This window comes from Streptococcus dentiloxodontae, from assembly GCF_053206925.1.
Genome location: NZ_JBRUHR010000002.1, coordinates 204,172 through 221,276, shown reverse-complemented (window position 1 = coordinate 221,276; position 17,105 = coordinate 204,172). Strand labels below are relative to the sequence as shown.

The following is a 17,105-nucleotide window of genomic DNA, read 5'->3' as shown; positions in this document are numbered from 1 at the left end:
AATAGTAATAAAATAAACTTACCTGCGCGGCGCGATGCCCAATGCGATACGGCCGTAACGACTGATACGAGTCATTTTCCATACTGGATTGTAGGTCGTTTCCACCTTAACAGAATTAATACCGTCAATAGACTTGAGCTTGTCAGCTACCTCAATAGGAAGCGTGTCTTCACAGCCACAATTAGTATCTGTGAAGGTCATAAGGAAATCGCAGTGGCCAGTTTCATCGATATTAATTTCATAAATCAAGCCTAAATTATAAATATCAAGCTCAATTTCTGGGTCAAAGACAGTTTGCATTTTATCAGCGATTTCTTTGGTAAAGGGCAGTACACCATCATTAATCTTGATATCATCACGAAAAGTTGCCATGAGTTATCCTTTCAAAACGGTATTTGTCTTATTATGGCATATTTTGAGTTTTCTGGCAATAGCTCTGCTATTAACAAAATTGACAGAAAATAGGGGATATGTTACTATTTTAATACTACTACCACGAAAAAAGAGGATATTATGGCTATTGAAAAAACGGTCAGCGAACTTGCTGAAATTCTTGGCGTCAGCCGCCAAGCAGTCAATAATCGCATCAAGACTCTACCAGAAGAAGATTTAGATAAAAATGAAAAAGGTGTTACAGTTGTTAATCGCAGCGGTCTTATTAAGTTAGAGGAAATTTATAAGAAAACGATTTTTGATGATGAGCCTATTGATGAGGAAACGAAGCAGCGTGAACTCTTGGAGATTTTAGTTGATGAAAAAAATACTGAAATTTCTCGGCTTTATGAGCAATTAAAAGCAAAAGACGAACAGCTGTCCAATATGGATGCTCAGCTTCGTACCAAGGATGTTCAAATCTCAGAGAAAGATAAGCAGTTGGATCAGCAGCAGCGTCTAACCTTAGCAGCCATGGAAGACAGCAAGCAACTGCAGCTTGAATTGGATGAAGCCAAGGCAGAAGTTGAAGAGATTCAAACCAAACAAGAAAGAGAAGCTAAGAAAAAAGGCTTCTTCGGCCGCATGTTTGGCCGTCGCTGAAAATAGCTCCGCATTTGCGAGGGCTTTTTTTGTGCTTAGCAGTTTGTTATTAAAAAAATTGTGTTTTTTCTATCAAAAGTCTTGCATATGACCTTAGGTCATGTAGTAAGATGAAGACATGAAAGGAGAAAATATGTCATTTTATACAACTGGTGAATTGGCTAAGGCTTGTCAAGTTTCTGTTCGGACAGTTCAATATTATGATAAGCGCGGTATTTTAATTCCCTCTTCAATAAGTGAGGGTGGAAGACGTCTTTACAGTGAAGAGGATCTAAAGCGTCTGCACATGATTTGCTTTTTACGAGAGCTGGATTTTTCTATTGAACATATTAAAACTATCTTAGCAGAAAGAAATGCCAAAGAAGTTTTGGCTTTACTTTTGAAAGAACATATCCAAAGTCTTCAGACAGAAATTTCTGATAAGCAAAATAAACTTGACAGAGCTGTCAAGCTTTCTAAAGATCTAACCTTGTGGTCAAAAATGTCACCAGAAACGATGACAACATTGACAAATTTTATGGAAGAACGTAAAAAATACCATCAATTCTACCGTCACATGATTATTTTGGGCTTTTTTGGCAATATTGTGATTTGGCTGGGCTTATGGCTGTCATTTCAGTGGCAAACGCTGTATCCCTTTGTAATTGGTTTTGGCCTCGCTTGTCTATACACCTTTATTTTAGTCAAATCATTTTATCAGCAGGTTTCTTACATTTGTCCAGAGTGTGATACTGTTTTTAAGGCGAATTTTAAAGAATTTCTTTTTGCCAGTCATACTCTGAGAACGCGCAGGCTGACTTGTCCGGCTTGTCATATCAAAAGTCACTGCATTGAAATTTTAGATGAAAAGGAGAAAAGACATGTCTCTTAAACTACTCATTCCTTTAATGTTACTTGTCCTGTTTTATGTTGGTTTTTGCTGGTACGATATTTTTACCAGCAGAGGCACACGCTATCTTTCTAAGGGAATTTGGGCCTTGCTCTGTTTGCTTTCAATGCCCTTAGGCGGTGTTATGTATTTCATTTTGGGACGCTTAGGCAAGGAGGACGACTATGATTGAAGTTCGGGATTTGACAGTATCCTTTGGTCAGTTCAAAGCATTGAAGCAAATCAATCTGTCTATTTCGGAAAAAGCAGGGGTTATCGGTCTGATAGGTCCTAATGGTGCTGGCAAAACAACTCTTATTCATACCATTTTTGGCCAGTTGAAGAAGGCGAAAGGAAAGATTTGTCTGCCCAGTAAAGACATCGCTTATTGTCCTGATACACCTAGCTTTGAGGGCTGTTTGAAACCTGATGAGGTTTTAGAACAGTCTTTGGCACTTTACGGCAAAAAGATTGATACTGGAAAAATAGCCGAGCTGCTGAATTTTGTTGGACTAAATCAAGCTCATATGAGCAGCTATGTTGGTGATTTCTCTCGTGGAATGAAGCAGCGTTTAGGAATTGCTTCGGTTCTGATTTTAGAACCGCAAATTGTTTTTTTGGATGAGCCGACCAGTGCTTTGGATCCCTTTGGCAGAGAAGACATGCTTTCTCTGATTGAAGAAATTTCAAAAAACTGTACAGTTGTTGTATCGAGCCATCTCTTAAAAGATATTCAAACTATTGCTGATTCCTTGATTGTGCTTGATAAAGGACGTCTGCTGTATCAGGGAGATTTAACCCCATTTTTACAGCAGAGCTATCAATATGCAGAAGTAGAGGTTCGTAAAAAAGAAGATACAGCTGCAGTTTATCAATTTCTTTTGCAAAATGGAATTTCAGCTGAAATTTTGGAAGAGAAACCAAGAACAGTGATTTTCCCGCAAGAACAATCTACGGCTTGCCTATTGCATTTAGACGGTATAGCTGACAAGATTGTCTCCTTTAGAGAAAATCCTTATGATCTAACACAGGCTTTTAAAGATTGTGTGGCTAAGGCTGAAAAAGGAGGAGCAAGATGACGACTTTATTACGATTAGAGTGGATAAGATGGTGGCGCAGCCGTAAATTAATGCTTCTTTGCCTGCTTTTTATTTTTTCGGGAGTCAGTTCGCCCTTGTTTACTTACTATGCTAACGATATTATTGCCTCTATGGGAGACGCTTCAACACAGGCATTAACATTACCAGATCCAACATGGCAGCAGTTGATGGTTTCTTACTTTAAAAATGCCAGTCAAATAGCACTCTTTGTCGCAATTTATCTTATTGCGGATATGTGTCAGCTAGGCAAGAACCAATCGTTACGCTTATTTTATCGAACGAGAGGGCAATCAGCCAGTCAAATTTTTCTCCCTAAATTAGGCATAGGACTTTTGCTAGGTCTCATTTCTGCTTTATGCGGCCAATTAAGCAGTCTTTATGTTACTTGGACTTTCTTTGATCGGCTGCCTTTGTCGGATATTTTTATGGCCTTTATCTGCCAATTTCTGGGAATGAGCGTTTTTATCTTCCTTGGTGTTTTTATGGCTCTTCTTTTTCGTTCAAGCTTCGCATCAGCTTTGCTGTTAGAAGTGGTTATTGTCTTGTCAGGGTTATTTGCTGGAACAAGTTTTGATGATTGGTCTCCAACTGCTTTACTTTCTGCGTCAGCTATTTTTGATAATAGCGATATTCCTAAAACGGTGTTTTTAATTTCGGTCGTTGTACTTGCCTTGAGTCTCTTAGGTATCATGAATATGAAACTGCGCTATTCAAATGAAAAGTGATTATGAAATAACTCAATAAAAAAACATTTACTTTCTAAACATCAAAGTTCGAAGGCAAATGTTTTTTGTTAGATCAATCTTGTTATTTTACAGCAGTTCCGTCCCCATTTTCATCAAAATGATAGATAACATTATCAACGGTTAGGATAGCATTACGCAGCAGAGCTCCGCTATCAGCATCATAATAATGAATTTTTCCATTTACTGTAACGAGCTCACCCTTAGCTTGCTTACCATTACTGTGGAAATACACACTGTCCCCATTGATGACTTGTGAACCAGCTACTGATTGGCCTTTCTCATCAAGATAATACCAAGAACCATCAAGCTGAACATAGCGGTTTGTCCATTTTTCTCCCGTATCTTCGTCATAATAGCGATAGGTCAAAGTATCCACCTGTACCATTTTTCCTTTGGCTTGGCGGCCGTAGTTATCAAAATAAACCTCTTGTCCATTGATAGTCTGAACGCCAGTTGTGAGATTTCCTTGTGCGTCTGCATAATACCAGTTGCCATTAAATTCAAAATATTGATTCTTAAGACTATTAGCTGTTAAAGCCCCATTCTTATCAGCATAATAAATCACTTTATTTATAACAAGTGCTTGATTTTTGGCAAGAGAACCATTAGAACTTGCATAGTAATTAACGCCATCTACGGTGATTTGCTGATTGCGCTGCAAGTAACCATACTGATTAAAATAGTAGGTCTGACCATCAATATCTTTGAGACCTGTTGCAAGATGGCCATCAGCATCAACATAGATAGAATAGTAGAAATTATAACCGCGAATGTACATGAGTCGTACGCCTTCCCAGCTATTATAAACTTTAGCTCCAGTATCACGATTGTAATAGCTGATAGTACCGTCACTATTCGTTAGGGTTTTATACTTGTATTGGTAACCACTATTTTCATCAAAATAGTATTCCACACCATCAATGGTTTGAGCTCCTGTTACACGCGCGCCGTCTTGTCCATAGTAAACCCAGTTGTCATCATAGGTACCATTAATATAGGTTGTTCTTGACACGTAACGGAAGCGATTCGTCCAAATTTCCCCAGAATCTGGGTCAAAATAATATGTTTTACCATCAAGGTTAACTTCATTTCCTTTAGCTTGGATGCCATTGTCAGCAAAGTAGTAAGTGATACCATCAATTGTTTTAAGGCCAGTGACGGCTTTCCCTGTTTCGTCAGCGTAGTACCAGTTTCCATTAGAGTCGCTGTAGAATCCTGATTTTTTATCAGAATTGCTGCTGTCTTCACTTGTAGCCGATTCACTAGTTGCTTTTTCAGAACTTGATGTTTCGCTGCTAGTGGCTTGACTGTCAGTTGTTTCACTAGATACTGTTTCGCTGTTAGCGGTTTTGCTGCCTACAGTTCCACTAGTCGGTGCTTCGCTGCTAGCAATAGCAGAGCTGTTAACCGTTTCACTAGCTGTGACTTCAGATTGGCTAATCGCTTGATTAGGAACTTCTGAGCTTGCAGTGCTTGCTGAATAATCGCTTGTCACCGTTTGACTGCTGGCTGTTTGTGAATTAGTACCTTCGCTGCTGGCGGGAACCGTTGCTGATTTAGCATCATAAGTGCTAGTAGCAGTATAGGTCTCTGTATTTGTTGTCTCTGCAGCAGCAACCTCATCCCCTGAAACAGTTGTCGCAGTTGCAAGTGCAAATACAGAAAGAGCAGTTGCACATGATAGTGAAAGAATATATTTTTTTGAAAATGAGTTATTGCTCATAATATTTCCCCCTTCTTTCATAATTATATCTTAATATGTAAGGTTTTCAAAGGTTATATGGCAAGAAATTAAGAAAGTGATTAAAAAGTAAAAACTCTGTAATCATTTTGTTTTCTGTTATTCATCTTATTTAATTTATCTGACAATAGCTAGGCAAAAAAAACGAATCCAAGGGACAAAATCAGATTCGCTTTTCTTAGCAGTTAGAAGGGGAGCTTTCCAGCAAAGGCACCCATTGTCTTTTGAGTAGCTGTATCAATTTGACTGAGAGCATCATTAACAGCTTGTGCTGTCATATCCTGTAAGGTTTCTAAATCCTCAGGATCAACAACGGCTTGCTCAAAATTGATAGCCACTAATTTTTTGTCACCGGTAAACTCAGCGACTACCAAATTTTGAGCAGATTTTCCAGTAAAGGTTGCAGCAGCCAGTTCAGCTTGCTTGGCCTCCATTTGCTTTTGCAGCTTTTGAGCCTGTTTCATCATATTATTCATATTCATCATGATTTTTATATTCCTTCTAGAAATTTTTAATACTTTATTATAGCATGAAGTTGACGGAAAATGAATAGATAGGAGATAGCAAAAATTTTACAAAAAAGACAAAACCTCCTCAGTTAGGGCAATAGTTGTATTTTTTGAAAAACCTCAGTGTCTGTTTTTGGGGTTAAGAGTCTTTCTAACCTTGCAGCCTTTTGTATTGTCTGTGATTTATGACTGGTGACGGCAATACCTTTTTATTGTCTGCACTTAATTGATTTGTGTCTTTCGTTATATTAGCAATAGGGATAAGGACAAAAAGAGCCGATAAGAAAGAACGATTAATCTTTTTTAAGCTTGAATTTTTCTTTATTATTTCTCTCTTTCTTTGTAACATGACAAAAGTCATGTCATGACATGACATTATGGGCTAAAAAGCGCAGCTATTTTCTAATAGAATAAAGTCATAAAGAAAAGGAGTTATATCTCATGAAAAATAGAATCGCTGTCATCATTTATGGCATTATTGCCATTGTTTTTGCAAGTTTGAGCGTCTTTACAGGTATTTTTGAGAAATTAAATTTGGAAGTTATCTTTTCACATATAGGGTATCTGATTGGTTTGTTGATTTCAGTTTCTGTTTTAATTGGAATGGCGAAATCTCTCCTCAAAGAGTTACTGGATTAGGAGGACAGGATGAAATCATTGAAATTACTGCTCATTTTTATCGTGATTGCAGTATTTATTGGTGTTCTAGCTTTGACTACTAATTATTTTGCAGGCATATCGCTCTGGTATGTTTATACGCTTATGGGGATTTGCATGACAATCTTTTATGGCATTTTTCCTTATCTTAAAAAATAGTGAAAGGGGAAAGGAAATAAATGACTTATCAAGAAATCAAACTCAGCTTTTTGGAAGATGGCATTCGCTCTTACAAAGTCTTTCAAGGGCATAAACTCTACTCTCATACGGTCACATCTGAGGACAATCAGAAGCTGATTTCGCGAAGGATTTACCTAACCAAAAAGAAGCATTATGTCTATTATGAGCGGACAGATGTTAATTGGAACTACTGGGATAAAGGTAAAGAAAACTTAAGCTTTGATTCCAATCAGGTTGAGGAAAATAATATTTTTGAAATTGCGGATGACTTGAAATCCTTTGAAAAATACTTGAGCAAGGATATTATTAAAAAATTAGCTATAAAAGTTCGAGATGGCGAAATCATTGAATTTTTGGATATTTGAGATTAAATTAGAAATATCATATGGAGGAGCATAATATGACGAACACTGTTATAAGCGTTTCAAACTTATCTAAGCAGTTTAAAACGAAAAAAGTTTTGCAGAGTATTTCTTTTGAGGTTAAGGAAGGTGATTGTTTAGCACTCATTGGTCCCAATGGTGCTGGTAAAACAACCTTAATGAACTGCTTGTTAGGGGATTACGTCCCAACATCAGGAACTGTAGAGGTGCTCGGTAAGGATGCCAAGCATCCGAGCCTGAAAGCAAGAGTTGGTATTCTTTTTCAAGAGAATCAGACTGAGCAGAAGCTCAAAGTTTCGGAGTTGTTGGATTTTCAAAAGGCTATATACTCTAAGCCACTTTCTGACGAGAAAATCAATGCCCTGCTTAATTTCTCTAACCAGCAAAAAGAACAATTCGCTGAAAAGCTCTCTGGTGGCCAAAGGCGGCTCTTGGCCTTTATCCAAGTACTGGTGGGTCAACCTGACATTCTCATCTTAGATGAACCGACAGCTGGCATGGACACGAGCACCCGCAAGCGTTTCTGGGAGATTGTCACTGATTTGAAGAAAGCTGGCAAAACCATCATTTATTCTAGTCATTATATCGAGGAAGTGGAACATACGGCAGACAGGATTTTGGTCTTGCATCAGGGAAAATTGCTGCGCGATACAACGCCTTATCTCATGCGTGCCGAAGAGAAGGAAAAGGTCTTTACTTTGCCTGTTGACTATCTATCAGTTATTAAGGAACAGGCTATTAGTGACCTAGTTGTTAAGACAGACACACTTTCCTTTACCACCAAGCACCCGCAGCTCATCTGGGACTTGCTGGTAGAAGCCAAGTGTCCGATTGAGGATATCGAAATGACCAACCGCACCCTCTTAAACACGATTTTTGATATGGCAAAGGAGAAAGATCATGAAAACATTTAAAGCAATCCTTCATCAGGAATTCCTCATCAATAAGCGCTCTTTATCCAACCTTGTCATGGCCATTGGAATGCCGCTTGCTTTCTTCTTACTTTTCACCACCATTTGGGCAAGTGGTGATGGCATGACTAAGGCACAAGTAACTTACTGGGTGCGTCGCTATATGCTGCAAATGACAGCCTTTTCCAGTCTCAGTTTTGCTTTCTTTACCCTGCCTTATGCTTTTCAAGAAGATCGAAATGGTAACCGTTTCAAAAGCATTCAGCATAGCCCTATTCCCTTGTGGCAATATTATGCTAGTAAAATTATTGGGGTTTTAGTCTACTTTGTCCTTGCTATCATAGCCGTTTTTGCGGTAGGGCATTTTGGTAAAGGTGTTAATATGTCGGCTCAACACTGGTTGACCAGTGCTGGTATCTTATTTGTTGGAGGGATTTGCTTCATGCCTTTTGGGGCTCTCTTTGCTCATATCAAATCGTCCCAAACCTTGTCACTGGTTGCTAATGTTTTCTACATGGGCTTGGCAGTCTTGGGTGGCCTTTGGATGCCAATCTCAACCTTCCCAGACTTTATGCAAAAACTGGCAAAATATACTCCGACTTATCACCTCAATAATCTCCTACTATCTTACTTCAAGGATGATTTCTCCGTCCGCTCCCTGTTAATTCTCGCAGGATATGCTATCATAGTTTTAGTGATTGCCTTGGCAGTCGGAAAAAAACTTGAGGTAAAATAATGTTTCGCCCTTTTAAGAATTATAACTTGCTTTATTACTTGGCTTTGGTTTTTATGGCCTATCCCATTGCTGGAGCTCTTTTTCTGAGTTATCCTCTATGGACTTTAGTACCAACAATATTATTTGCAATTTCCTACATTGTCCTCGTGAGAATTCCAAAGACTTACCGCAAGATGATTGCGGTTCTTTGGCTTTATTCTCTAGCTTATACAGTTTACATGTCTTGTGTTTATAATGGTGGATTTGCCTGGTTCTTCTTTTTTCACAGCAATCTTTTGGTTTGGCGTTTTCGAGATAGGGTCAAATCCTATCGTGCCTTCAGCTATTTTCTAGCTCTATTGGTAACTGTTATCGGTGGGGAAATACAATCTGCTAGTTTTTTTGAACGCCTTATGGTGACCATTATTCCCATCTTCATTCTCTTTATGACTTATTCTCAGTACAGGATTCGGATAGAAAGTGAGATGCAGGATGAACTGTATAAGAAAAATGAGACCATTAACCTACTAGCCGCGGAAACTGAGCGCAATCGGATTGGGCGTGATTTGCACGACACCTTGGGACATACCTTTGCTATGATGACTTTGAAGACGGAGCTGGCGCTGCGGCAGTTGGACAAGGAGAATCTGGCTGCCGTTCGTAAGGAGTTGCTAGATCTCAATCAAATCAGTAAAGAGTCCATGAAAAATGTCCGTGAGCTGGTTAACAATCTCAAATACCGCACGGTGGCTGAAGAGTTGGACAATATCACAGAGATGTTTGCCATGTCGGAGATTGACCTAACGATAGATAATCAGTTGAACTTAGCCGCGCTATCGCCAGTGATTCAGTCTAGCATGACCATGATTTTACGCGAATTAACCACTAATATCATCAAGCATGCCAGAGCCAGTCAGTGCCATATCAAACTCTATAGGGAAGACAAGTTAATCATTGATGTCAGCGATGATGGCTGTGGTTTTCGCCAGTTGACTGGTGAGGAGCTGCATTCGATCAAGGAGCGGCTGCAACTGGTCATGGGTGATGTTATGATTTTATCCAATCAAGATCCAACCCTTATTCGTGTGACTTTAGAAGAAGGAGGCCGACAATGAAATTACTAGTTGCTGAAGACCAGTCCATGTTGCGGGATGCCCTCTGTCAGCTTCTGCTCATGGAAGATGATGTTGAGGAGATTTATCAGGCGAGCAACGGTCAGGAAGCCATTGATTTGCTTCAAGATCAGGCTGTTGATGTAGCGATTCTTGATATCGAAATGCCGATTAAAACGGGACTTGATGTGCTAGAATGGATTCGCGCAAACAAGGACACGAAAGTCATCATCGTGACTACTTTTAAACGAGCTGGCTATTTCAAACGTGCTCTTGCTAGTCATGTAGATGCCTATGTGCTTAAGGATCGTTCTGCTAGTGAGTTGATGAAAACCATTCATACAGTTCTATTAGGTCAGCGGGAATATTCTCCTGAACTGATTGAAGAAGCGACCTTTGCCAGCAATCCTTTGAGCGAGAGAGAGCAAGAAGTGCTGAGCTTTGCAGCCAAAGGATCTTCTAATCGGGAAATCGCAGAGCAGCTTTTCCTGTCACACGGCACCGTCCGCAACTATATGACAGCTATCTTTACCAAGCTGTCTGCCAGCAACCGTACTGATGCGGTGCGGATTGCGCGTGAAAAGGGCTGGCTATAGCAAAAAACTGACAAATAATGCGAGTGGGACAAACCACGATGATTGCTATGCAAACACCCACAGAAGAGTGTAATCGTGAAGATTACGTATAAAAATCGTTAAGACCTAGTCTTTGATTTCTTAGCAAGTCTTAGAAAACATCTAATGAAGTGTTCAGGGGAAATTTTAAGTTGAGGACAGTTGCTTGGTCACCTCAAATCATCCACTGGACGTTTTGAATCCCAACCATTGCGCTTCACAATTTTGAGGTTACTAAAACAGAGTTTGGAACTACTTTTGCTCCAAACTCTGTTTTAATATTGTCTGTTACATTAGCTAGGGTTTGGTCAAGAGTGACTTTTTAAGCAGTCTCTCTCCTATTAAGAAGGTATTTAGCTGAATTTTCTTCATTTCATTATTGACAACTGCGTTTTGAAAGGTATAATATAAACATAAATAGTAAATTTACTATTATTGAAAGAAGGTGACCTATGACAAAAGTAAAACTAAAGAGTCTAGAAGCGCTGTCAAAAAACAAGTTTTTGAGTCTTTATCAGGCTGATTTTGAGCTTGATAATCAAGAACAGTTGGCTTATTATGTGGCTTCTCGCCGTGAACTGTCTCTTGAAAACTTTCAAGATAAGCTTATTGATGCGGTAACTGTTTTTGCGGTCAACCAGTCTCATGACAAATTTTTAATGGTCAGAGAATTCCGTTATCCGATTAATGGCTATGCTTACTCAGTTCCCAGCGGTTTGATTGATCCGGGAGAAGATGAGGCAGCAGCGGCTCTGCGTGAATTGGCAGAGGAAACTGGTTACAGCAGTGCTAAAGTTATCAGAGTTTTGCCAGCTACCTATTCGACAGTAGGAATGACCAATGAACGGGTGGCACCGGTTATCGTTGAAATAGATGACAGTATCAATACTCGTCAGGATCTAGGTCAAGGAGAGGTTATTGATTATTTCTGGGTAAATCAAGAAGAGGCTTTGGATTATGTGCTGAACTGTCAAAACCTAACAGCCCGTACCCAATTGGCTTTACTGCTATTTGCCAAAGGAAATTTGTAATTTAAATAAAAACATAGAGCGTTGCATCCGCAAGTCAGCAGACACGGCTCTCTAAAAACAAAAGGAGAAACAAATGAATTATCTTAACAAAAGAATCGAAGGCGCAAAACAAACTATTGAGGAAATGACAAAGGGCTTTAGCCGTATGGCGGCGGGTATGAAGCGAGCTGGTTTTTTAGGAACCTTGAAAATAATCTGGGATGACCTTTTTGCCAACCGAAGTTTACCAGCTTGGCTTTATCTGCTTGTTCTAGGTTCTTTTCCTGTTTGGCTGGAACTCATTTATGAGCATGAAATCAAAGATTGGATTGGTATGATTTGCAGTCTGACAGGAATTATCTGTGTTATTTTCGTTTCAGAAGGTCGCGCCAGTAATTATTTCTTTGGTCTGATTAATTCTGTTATTTATTTGATATTGGCGCTGCAAAAGGGATTTTATGGTGAGGTGCTGACCACTCTTTATTTCACTGCCATGCAGCCAATTGGTCTTCTTGTTTGGATTTATCAAGCCCAATTCAAAAAAGAGGAACAATCTTTTGTCGCTCGTAAACTTGATATTAGAAATTGGATTAAATATTTGTTCATTACGATTCTTTGGTGGCTGACTTTTGGTTTTATTTATAAATCAATCGGTGCCAATCGTCCTTTCCGGGATTCAGTGACAGATGCGACCAATGGTGTCGGTCAGCTGCTGATGACAGCTGTTTATCGTGAGCAATGGATTTTCTGGGCGGCAACAAACATCTTTTCCATCTATCTCTGGTGGGGAGAAAGCCTGCAAATTCAAGGAAAATACTTTATTTACCTAATTAACAGCTTGGTCGGTTGGTACCAGTGGTCCAAGGCTGCCAAAAAAACGGAGGTCTAATGTTAAGTCTAAAAGACTACCAAGAGAAAAAGCAGTGGCTGTACAATCGTCCCAGTTTGGCCATTGATGGTGTTCTTCTTCGTTATCATGGGACAAAACTGCAAGTTTTATTGTTGAAACGCAGTGCCCGCTATGCAGATGATGCTAATGCTGGCCGCTATGCTTTGGTTGGCGGTTTTCAGCCTAATGGTATGACGCTGGAAGATAATCTGCTGCAAAAAATTGAGGAAAAAACAGGCTTTGCTGTCCAACCATATCAGACGGAACAGCTGGCAACATTCTCTGAGCCTGAGCGGGACAGCCGTTTGTGGGTTGTTTCTGTTGCTTATCTCGTTTATCTTTCCCCTGATATGAAAGTAAAAAAACGGGTCAATACGACAGATGAAATGTATTGGGCAAATCTTTCTGTAGATGCGTCAGGGGACTTGCAGCTGGTAATGGACGATCAGCAAATTAGTCAATCAGATTTTGCTTTTGACCATTATGATATTTTACGTGCTGCGATGAAACGAATTAGAAATCGTCTGTCGTATCTGCCGTCTATTTTGCAGATTTTGCCGGCTTTGAATACAATGACTGCTTATCGCCAGCTCTATGGCCAATTTGATCCTAAATTTCTAACCATGAATTCAACAGATTTTTTGCGAAAACATAAGCAGTTTTTCACTAAGACAAATCAAAAAGTTAAGACAAGTAAAAGACAGGCTAGTCTCTTTGCTTGGCAGATTCAAAAAGATTTGTAGTCTTCAGCAGAAATGAAGTAACGGTTTCTGCTTGAATTATGACAGAAAATGCCCTATAATGTAAGCGCATAAACATTTGGGGTGCATGATGCTGAGATTATACCCATTGAACCTGATATAGTTAGTACTATCGAAGGAAAATGTGTAAGAGATTAGATAAATGATAGGGTGAGGTACTAGCTTAAAGGCTGTTTCTGCCTCGTCCTTTTGACTCCATTTGACAGGTTCAAATGGGGTTTTATTTTTGTAAGGAGATAAGGCCTATGACTGTTAGCGCTGTATTTTTTGATTTGGATGGTGTGATTTTTGATTCTTATGATCTGTGGGATAGGGTCGTGGAGAAACTATTAAAAAATTATGGGATTCATTATCACGATTTTATGAGGCAAAGATTGTGGCAGCTGTCTATGACGCAGATTAATGCCTATTTGCTGGAACTGATTAATCAGAAAGTTACTGAAAAAGAGCTGGAAGAAAGAAAAATGGCAATAGCTAAGGAACTCTACAGCTGTGTTACTTTGATAGATGGTGCGCGAGATATTCTTTTATTTCTAAAGCGGCAGGGTGTGGCAGCCTATGCAGTAACCAGCAATTACGGTCGCTTAGCTGATCTTGGTCTGAGGTCTGCTGATGTGAATCGTTATTTTGTGAAAATCTACAGCAGTTTAGATCAAGGTTATACTGAAAAAAACACAGCTTTTTTACAAAATATCTGTCAACAAGAAAATTTGCTTCCGCAAGAGATTGTCATGGTGGAAGATGATGGGCGAAATTTGGCAATTGCGGCTCAGCTGGGAATTTCTGGGATACTAATGAAAAATAAAATGTATCCAAATGAGAAAGGAGGAACTGATACCATTATTGGCAGCTTGCATGAACTAAAAGACAAGCTAGCTATTGATCAAAAGAAATTTTAAATAAGGAGGAACAGTATATGCCAACAGTAACAGCATTAACAATAGCAGGGACAGACCCGACAGGCGGAGCAGGGATAATGGCTGATTTAAAGTCCTTTCAGGCCCGCGGGGTTTACGGTATGGCTGTGATAACCAGTGTCGTTGCTCAAAATACATGCGGCGTTCAAGCGGTTGAACATTTAAGTTTGGATATTTTAGAAGCTCAGCTAAGCAGTGTTTTCACAGATATCTCTCCTCAGGTCATTAAGACAGGCATGCTGGCTCAATCAGACATGATTGCTCTTGTTGCTAAGCATTTGAAAAGAGAGAATAAGCCTTATATTTTGGATCCGGTTATGGTGGCCACTAGCGGAGATTCTCTGATAGATGAAAAAGCAATCGGCAGTTTATCCCACACTTTGCTGCCCTTGGCTTTGCTGATTACCCCAAACCTTCCTGAAGCAGAGGTCTTATTGGGAGAAAAGATTGTATCTGAAACGGATTTGTTAAAAGCAGGTCCCAAGATTCAAAAAGAATACGGTGTTTCAAATGTTGTCATCAAAGGCGGGCATTTGGCAGGACAGGCTAAAGATTATCTTTTTTTGAAAAATGGGGATGTTCGTGAATTTACAGGTCAGCGAATTGCGACTAAACAGACGCATGGAACGGGTTGTACCTATTCAGCTGTTATCGCAGCTGAGACAGCTAAGGGAAAGTCCCTGATTGAGGCAGTTGCTACAGCCAAGCGTTTTATTCAGACAGCTATTGAAACAGCTCCGCATTTGGGGCATGGAAATGGCCCAGTTAATCACATCAGTTATAAAGGAGATTAGGATGACTTATTTAGAAAGAGTAAGAGAGCAACAACCTCTCACAATTTGTATTACCAATGATGTTGTCAAGAATTTCACGGCAAATGGCTTACTGGCTCTGGGCGCTTCTCCGGCAATGAGTGAATACAAAGAAGATTTGGAAGATTTTCTTCCTTTTGCAGGCGGTCTGCTTATCAATATCGGAACTTTGACCAATGATAATTGGCAGCTTTATAAAGATGCCTTGGATATTGCAGAAAGATACAAGGTTCCAGCCGTTTTGGATCCCGTTGCTGTCAGTGCAGGAGCCTATCGGAAAAAGGTAGTTAAAGATTTACTGGATCATCATAAGCTGTCTCTAATCAGGGGAAATGCTAGTGAAATTTCTGCCTTAATTGGCAAAAAGGTTGAGTCCAAGGGAGTTGATTCGGGTTTTGTAGCAGATGTCGGGAAACTAGCCATAGAGGCTAATAGGCGTTTGGGGCTTCCAATCGTAGTCACCGGAGTTCAGGATGCAGTTGCCTTAAATGGTAAGGCACGGGTTTTAAGCAATGGTTCAAGTCTGATGCCTCTGGTGACAGGGACAGGCTGTCTGCTCGGAGCTGTCCTAGCTGCTTTTCTTGCCATAGCTAAGGAAGAAGATTGGCTGGATAGTCTAACAGAGGCGCTGTTGGTTTACGCTATTGCAGGGCAATTGGCAGAAGACAAAGCAGGAGCTTTACCAGGCAGTTTTCAAGTAGAATTTTTAAATGCTTTGCACACGATTCAGCTGTCTCAAGTCTCTGCTTATCAGGAGGTTGCGGATTATGGATAGAAATATACTGAAGCTTTACTTTATCTGCGGCAGCTCAGATTGTCGTTATCATGATATTAGAAAACTTGTCCGAGAAGCGCTTGAGGCTGGGATTTCTTGTTATCAGTTTCGCGAAAAAGGTTCGCAGGCTTTGACTGGGGAAGCTAAAAAGAATCTGGCAAAAGACTTGCAGGCACTTTGTCATTTTTATGGCGTGCCTTTTATTGTCAATGACGATTTGGATTTGGCTTTAGAGATTGATGCTGATGGTGTTCATATTGGCCAATCTGATAGACCTGTCAAGCAGGCTAGACAGCTTTTTCCAGATAAAATTATCGGCTTGTCTGTTTCCAATCTGGCCGAACTGCAAAAATCTGATCTTGATTTGGTTGATTATCTGGGAGTCGGACCTGTTTTTCCAACGATGTCAAAGGCTGATGCCAGTCCTGCAGTGGGCTATTCCTTTTTAAAGGCTGTGCGCCAATCCTATCCCACTATTCCTTTTGTTGCCATTGGAGGAATTGCTGCCTGTCATGTCAAGGAAATCAGACAGACTGGTGCAGATGGGGTGGCTGTTATTTCAGCTATTGCTGGAGCAAAAGATATTCGTCAAGCGACGAAGGAGTTTTTAGCAGAGTAAAAATTTTAACAGTTGCTTGCTATTTTACAGAAAGTGTTTTATAATATTAACCAATCAGAAGAAGTACTTTAAAAGAAGTTTTCAGAAAGCTGTCGTTTGCTGCGAGACAGTAGCTGCTTTTTTAGGAAATGGGCTGATTTCATATATTGAAAGGTAAACAATATCCTTTCGGCCGGCACCCCTTACCGTGCAACTTGTTGTTAGACAAGATTGAGATGATGGGAGCAGTGTTTTGTCTTATCCTATCAATTGAGGTGGTACCGCGTTATCATTTTGTACTTAACGCCCTCACACAGATTTTCTGTGTGAGGTTTTTTTGTAGAAAAAGGAGACGGCATGGATTCTTTAACAAAAGTTCGTCAGGAAATTGATGAGCTAGATGGTCAGCTGATTGATTTATTGACGAAACGTCAAAAACTGGTGGAAAAAGCAGGAAGACTAAAGCCTTCTAATGATGCCAAAGCCGTGGCAGCACCTGAACGTGTAGCTGCTATTTTGGCAGAGCGACGGCGTCAAGCCAGCAAAACTGGTCTTTCGCCTGATGTAGCTGAGGCTGTGTGGAAGGCTATGATTGAAGCTTTCATTCATCTGGAGACTGAAATCAATAAGAGCTAGCATACCAAACTACATAATATTTCTATAGAAATCAAAATTAGATTAGGCCAATGCGGTAAGGTTAATGGTTATCAAGTGCCTCATTTAATGGCAGTCACGGGGTGATTTGCCTAACCACTTATCTTTGCAGTATTGT

At 39.9% G+C, this 17,105-nt stretch carries 23 protein-coding genes and 1 riboswitch; of the genes, 20 read left to right on the top strand and 3 right to left on the bottom strand.

The features are described from left to right. Positions 1 to 18: 18 nt before the first annotated feature. On the bottom strand, positions 19 to 372 hold the full coding sequence (locus tag ACVRZ8_RS02525) for a metal-sulfur cluster assembly factor (RefSeq protein WP_447447758.1): 354 nt from the start codon (positions 370 to 372) through the stop codon (positions 19 to 21). A 141-nt stretch (positions 373 to 513) separates the two neighbouring features. Here ACVRZ8_RS02525 and ACVRZ8_RS02520 point away from each other — a divergent pair, with 141 nt between their 5' ends. The 5 genes from ACVRZ8_RS02520 (at position 514) to ACVRZ8_RS02500 (ending at position 3,728) form a co-directional block, all read left to right on the top strand. Then, the gene (locus ACVRZ8_RS02520) at positions 514 to 1,035 is read left to right on the top strand and encodes a DUF536 domain-containing protein (RefSeq protein ID WP_447447757.1); all 522 of its coding nucleotides are present in this window, start codon (positions 514 to 516) and stop codon (positions 1,033 to 1,035) included. A 133-nt stretch (positions 1,036 to 1,168) separates the two neighbouring features. Further along, complete coding sequence (locus ACVRZ8_RS02515; RefSeq protein ID WP_447447756.1) at positions 1,169 to 1,906, top strand: MerR family transcriptional regulator; 738 nt, start codon at positions 1,169 to 1,171, stop codon at positions 1,904 to 1,906. Next, the gene (locus ACVRZ8_RS02510; protein ID WP_447447755.1) at positions 1,896 to 2,096 is read left to right on the top strand and encodes a PLDc N-terminal domain-containing protein; all 201 of its coding nucleotides are present in this window, start codon (positions 1,896 to 1,898) and stop codon (positions 2,094 to 2,096) included. Before ACVRZ8_RS02515 ends, ACVRZ8_RS02510 begins: the two co-directional genes overlap by 11 nt. After that, positions 2,089 to 2,982, top strand: coding sequence for an ABC transporter ATP-binding protein (locus tag ACVRZ8_RS02505; protein WP_447447754.1), 894 nt, complete (start codon positions 2,089 to 2,091; stop codon positions 2,980 to 2,982). The genes ACVRZ8_RS02510 and ACVRZ8_RS02505 overlap by 8 nt, the downstream gene beginning before the upstream one ends. Continuing rightward, a complete protein-coding gene (locus ACVRZ8_RS02500) occupies positions 2,979 to 3,728 on the top strand; it encodes a hypothetical protein (protein ID WP_447447753.1) in 750 nt (249 codons plus the stop codon). Before ACVRZ8_RS02505 ends, ACVRZ8_RS02500 begins: the two co-directional genes overlap by 4 nt. Positions 3,729 to 3,810: 82 nt before the next feature. Here ACVRZ8_RS02500 and ACVRZ8_RS02495 read toward each other — a convergent pair whose 3' ends face one another. Both ACVRZ8_RS02495 and ACVRZ8_RS02490 read right to left on the bottom strand, forming a co-directional pair. Next, positions 3,811 to 5,472, bottom strand: coding sequence for an N-acetylmuramoyl-L-alanine amidase family protein (locus ACVRZ8_RS02495; protein WP_447447752.1), 1,662 nt, complete (start codon positions 5,470 to 5,472; stop codon positions 3,811 to 3,813). 203 nt (positions 5,473 to 5,675) lie between these two features. Further along, positions 5,676 to 5,975 (bottom strand): YbaB/EbfC family nucleoid-associated protein, encoded by a 300-nt coding sequence (locus ACVRZ8_RS02490; protein WP_447447751.1) that lies wholly within the window; start codon positions 5,973 to 5,975, stop codon positions 5,676 to 5,678. Between the two features lie 465 nt (positions 5,976 to 6,440). Here ACVRZ8_RS02490 and ACVRZ8_RS02485 point away from each other — a divergent pair, with 465 nt between their 5' ends. The 15 genes from ACVRZ8_RS02485 to ACVRZ8_RS02415 all read left to right on the top strand — a co-directional run bounded on the left by ACVRZ8_RS02485 (position 6,441) and on the right by ACVRZ8_RS02415 (position 16,969). After that, positions 6,441 to 6,638: a hypothetical protein gene (locus ACVRZ8_RS02485; protein WP_447447750.1), complete on the top strand. Its 198-nt coding sequence runs from the start codon at positions 6,441 to 6,443 to the stop codon at positions 6,636 to 6,638. A gap of 9 nt (positions 6,639 to 6,647) precedes the next feature. Further along, the gene (locus tag ACVRZ8_RS02480; protein WP_447447749.1) at positions 6,648 to 6,815 is read left to right on the top strand and encodes a hypothetical protein; all 168 of its coding nucleotides are present in this window, start codon (positions 6,648 to 6,650) and stop codon (positions 6,813 to 6,815) included. A gap of 20 nt (positions 6,816 to 6,835) precedes the next feature. Further along, the gene (locus ACVRZ8_RS02475; protein WP_447447748.1) at positions 6,836 to 7,201 is read left to right on the top strand and encodes an EXLDI protein; all 366 of its coding nucleotides are present in this window, start codon (positions 6,836 to 6,838) and stop codon (positions 7,199 to 7,201) included. Between the two features lie 35 nt (positions 7,202 to 7,236). Further along, positions 7,237 to 8,133: an ABC transporter ATP-binding protein gene (locus tag ACVRZ8_RS02470; protein WP_447447747.1), complete on the top strand. Its 897-nt coding sequence runs from the start codon at positions 7,237 to 7,239 to the stop codon at positions 8,131 to 8,133. Beyond that, a complete protein-coding gene (locus tag ACVRZ8_RS02465; RefSeq protein ID WP_447447746.1) occupies positions 8,120 to 8,866 on the top strand; it encodes an ABC transporter permease in 747 nt (248 codons plus the stop codon). Before ACVRZ8_RS02470 ends, ACVRZ8_RS02465 begins: the two co-directional genes overlap by 14 nt. Then, positions 8,866 to 9,960 carry a sensor histidine kinase gene (locus tag ACVRZ8_RS02460; protein ID WP_447447745.1) on the top strand — a complete coding sequence of 365 codons (1,095 nt, stop codon included), beginning with the start codon at positions 8,866 to 8,868 and terminating at the stop codon, positions 9,958 to 9,960. Before ACVRZ8_RS02465 ends, ACVRZ8_RS02460 begins: the two co-directional genes overlap by 1 nt. Next, complete coding sequence (locus tag ACVRZ8_RS02455) at positions 9,957 to 10,553, top strand: response regulator transcription factor (protein WP_447447744.1); 597 nt, start codon at positions 9,957 to 9,959, stop codon at positions 10,551 to 10,553. Before ACVRZ8_RS02460 ends, ACVRZ8_RS02455 begins: the two co-directional genes overlap by 4 nt. Before the next feature lie 470 nt (positions 10,554 to 11,023). Beyond that, positions 11,024 to 11,602, top strand: a complete 579-nt coding sequence (locus ACVRZ8_RS02450; protein ID WP_447447743.1) for an NUDIX domain-containing protein — start codon at positions 11,024 to 11,026, stop codon at positions 11,600 to 11,602. 73 nt (positions 11,603 to 11,675) lie between these two features. Next, the gene (gene pnuC / locus ACVRZ8_RS02445; protein WP_447447742.1) at positions 11,676 to 12,470 is read left to right on the top strand and encodes a nicotinamide riboside transporter PnuC; all 795 of its coding nucleotides are present in this window, start codon (positions 11,676 to 11,678) and stop codon (positions 12,468 to 12,470) included. Then, the gene (locus ACVRZ8_RS02440; protein WP_447447741.1) at positions 12,470 to 13,213 is read left to right on the top strand and encodes an NUDIX hydrolase; all 744 of its coding nucleotides are present in this window, start codon (positions 12,470 to 12,472) and stop codon (positions 13,211 to 13,213) included. Before pnuC ends, ACVRZ8_RS02440 begins: the two co-directional genes overlap by 1 nt. Before the next feature lie 67 nt (positions 13,214 to 13,280). After that, a riboswitch (TPP riboswitch) is annotated at positions 13,281 to 13,369 on the top strand. Positions 13,370 to 13,476: 107 nt separating this feature from the next. Next, positions 13,477 to 14,130, top strand: a complete 654-nt coding sequence (locus tag ACVRZ8_RS02435) for an HAD family hydrolase (RefSeq protein ID WP_447447740.1) — start codon at positions 13,477 to 13,479, stop codon at positions 14,128 to 14,130. Between the two features lie 17 nt (positions 14,131 to 14,147). Continuing rightward, positions 14,148 to 14,942 (top strand): bifunctional hydroxymethylpyrimidine kinase/phosphomethylpyrimidine kinase, encoded by a 795-nt coding sequence (gene thiD / locus ACVRZ8_RS02430; RefSeq protein WP_447447739.1) that lies wholly within the window; start codon positions 14,148 to 14,150, stop codon positions 14,940 to 14,942. 1 nt (position 14,943) lies between these two features. Continuing rightward, positions 14,944 to 15,735 (top strand): hydroxyethylthiazole kinase, encoded by a 792-nt coding sequence (gene thiM / locus ACVRZ8_RS02425; RefSeq protein WP_447447737.1) that lies wholly within the window; start codon positions 14,944 to 14,946, stop codon positions 15,733 to 15,735. Further along, positions 15,728 to 16,354: a thiamine phosphate synthase gene (thiE, locus tag ACVRZ8_RS02420; protein ID WP_447447736.1), complete on the top strand. Its 627-nt coding sequence runs from the start codon at positions 15,728 to 15,730 to the stop codon at positions 16,352 to 16,354. Before thiM ends, thiE begins: the two co-directional genes overlap by 8 nt. Positions 16,355 to 16,690: 336 nt before the next feature. After that, complete coding sequence (locus ACVRZ8_RS02415; protein WP_447447735.1) at positions 16,691 to 16,969, top strand: chorismate mutase; 279 nt, start codon at positions 16,691 to 16,693, stop codon at positions 16,967 to 16,969. Positions 16,970 to 17,105: the final 136 nt, after the last annotated feature.

Bases quoted from the DNA above. Each gene is read 5' to 3' on its own strand.
- ACVRZ8_RS02525 (WP_447447758.1), bottom strand. From the start codon at position 372: ATGGCAACTTTTCGTGATGATATCAAGATTAATGATGGTGTACTGCCC.
- ACVRZ8_RS02520 (WP_447447757.1), top strand. From the start codon at position 514: ATGGCTATTGAAAAAACGGTCAGCGAACTTGCTGAAATTCTTGGCGTC.
- ACVRZ8_RS02515 (WP_447447756.1), top strand. From the start codon at position 1,169: ATGTCATTTTATACAACTGGTGAATTGGCTAAGGCTTGTCAAGTTTCT.
- ACVRZ8_RS02510 (WP_447447755.1), top strand. From the start codon at position 1,896: ATGTCTCTTAAACTACTCATTCCTTTAATGTTACTTGTCCTGTTTTAT.
- ACVRZ8_RS02505 (WP_447447754.1), top strand. From the start codon at position 2,089: ATGATTGAAGTTCGGGATTTGACAGTATCCTTTGGTCAGTTCAAAGCA.
- ACVRZ8_RS02500 (WP_447447753.1), top strand. From the start codon at position 2,979: ATGACGACTTTATTACGATTAGAGTGGATAAGATGGTGGCGCAGCCGT.
- ACVRZ8_RS02495 (WP_447447752.1), bottom strand. From the start codon at position 5,472: ATGAGCAATAACTCATTTTCAAAAAAATATATTCTTTCACTATCATGT.
- ACVRZ8_RS02490 (WP_447447751.1), bottom strand. From the start codon at position 5,975: ATGATGAATATGAATAATATGATGAAACAGGCTCAAAAGCTGCAAAAG.
- ACVRZ8_RS02485 (WP_447447750.1), top strand. From the start codon at position 6,441: ATGAAAAATAGAATCGCTGTCATCATTTATGGCATTATTGCCATTGTT.
- ACVRZ8_RS02480 (WP_447447749.1), top strand. From the start codon at position 6,648: ATGAAATCATTGAAATTACTGCTCATTTTTATCGTGATTGCAGTATTT.
- ACVRZ8_RS02475 (WP_447447748.1), top strand. From the start codon at position 6,836: ATGACTTATCAAGAAATCAAACTCAGCTTTTTGGAAGATGGCATTCGC.
- ACVRZ8_RS02470 (WP_447447747.1), top strand. From the start codon at position 7,237: ATGACGAACACTGTTATAAGCGTTTCAAACTTATCTAAGCAGTTTAAA.
- ACVRZ8_RS02465 (WP_447447746.1), top strand. From the start codon at position 8,120: ATGAAAACATTTAAAGCAATCCTTCATCAGGAATTCCTCATCAATAAG.
- ACVRZ8_RS02460 (WP_447447745.1), top strand. From the start codon at position 8,866: ATGTTTCGCCCTTTTAAGAATTATAACTTGCTTTATTACTTGGCTTTG.
- ACVRZ8_RS02455 (WP_447447744.1), top strand. From the start codon at position 9,957: ATGAAATTACTAGTTGCTGAAGACCAGTCCATGTTGCGGGATGCCCTC.
- ACVRZ8_RS02450 (WP_447447743.1), top strand. From the start codon at position 11,024: ATGACAAAAGTAAAACTAAAGAGTCTAGAAGCGCTGTCAAAAAACAAG.
- pnuC (WP_447447742.1), top strand. From the start codon at position 11,676: ATGAATTATCTTAACAAAAGAATCGAAGGCGCAAAACAAACTATTGAG.
- ACVRZ8_RS02440 (WP_447447741.1), top strand. From the start codon at position 12,470: ATGTTAAGTCTAAAAGACTACCAAGAGAAAAAGCAGTGGCTGTACAAT.
- ACVRZ8_RS02435 (WP_447447740.1), top strand. From the start codon at position 13,477: ATGACTGTTAGCGCTGTATTTTTTGATTTGGATGGTGTGATTTTTGAT.
- thiD (WP_447447739.1), top strand. From the start codon at position 14,148: ATGCCAACAGTAACAGCATTAACAATAGCAGGGACAGACCCGACAGGC.
- thiM (WP_447447737.1), top strand. From the start codon at position 14,944: ATGACTTATTTAGAAAGAGTAAGAGAGCAACAACCTCTCACAATTTGT.
- thiE (WP_447447736.1), top strand. From the start codon at position 15,728: ATGGATAGAAATATACTGAAGCTTTACTTTATCTGCGGCAGCTCAGAT.
- ACVRZ8_RS02415 (WP_447447735.1), top strand. From the start codon at position 16,691: ATGGATTCTTTAACAAAAGTTCGTCAGGAAATTGATGAGCTAGATGGT.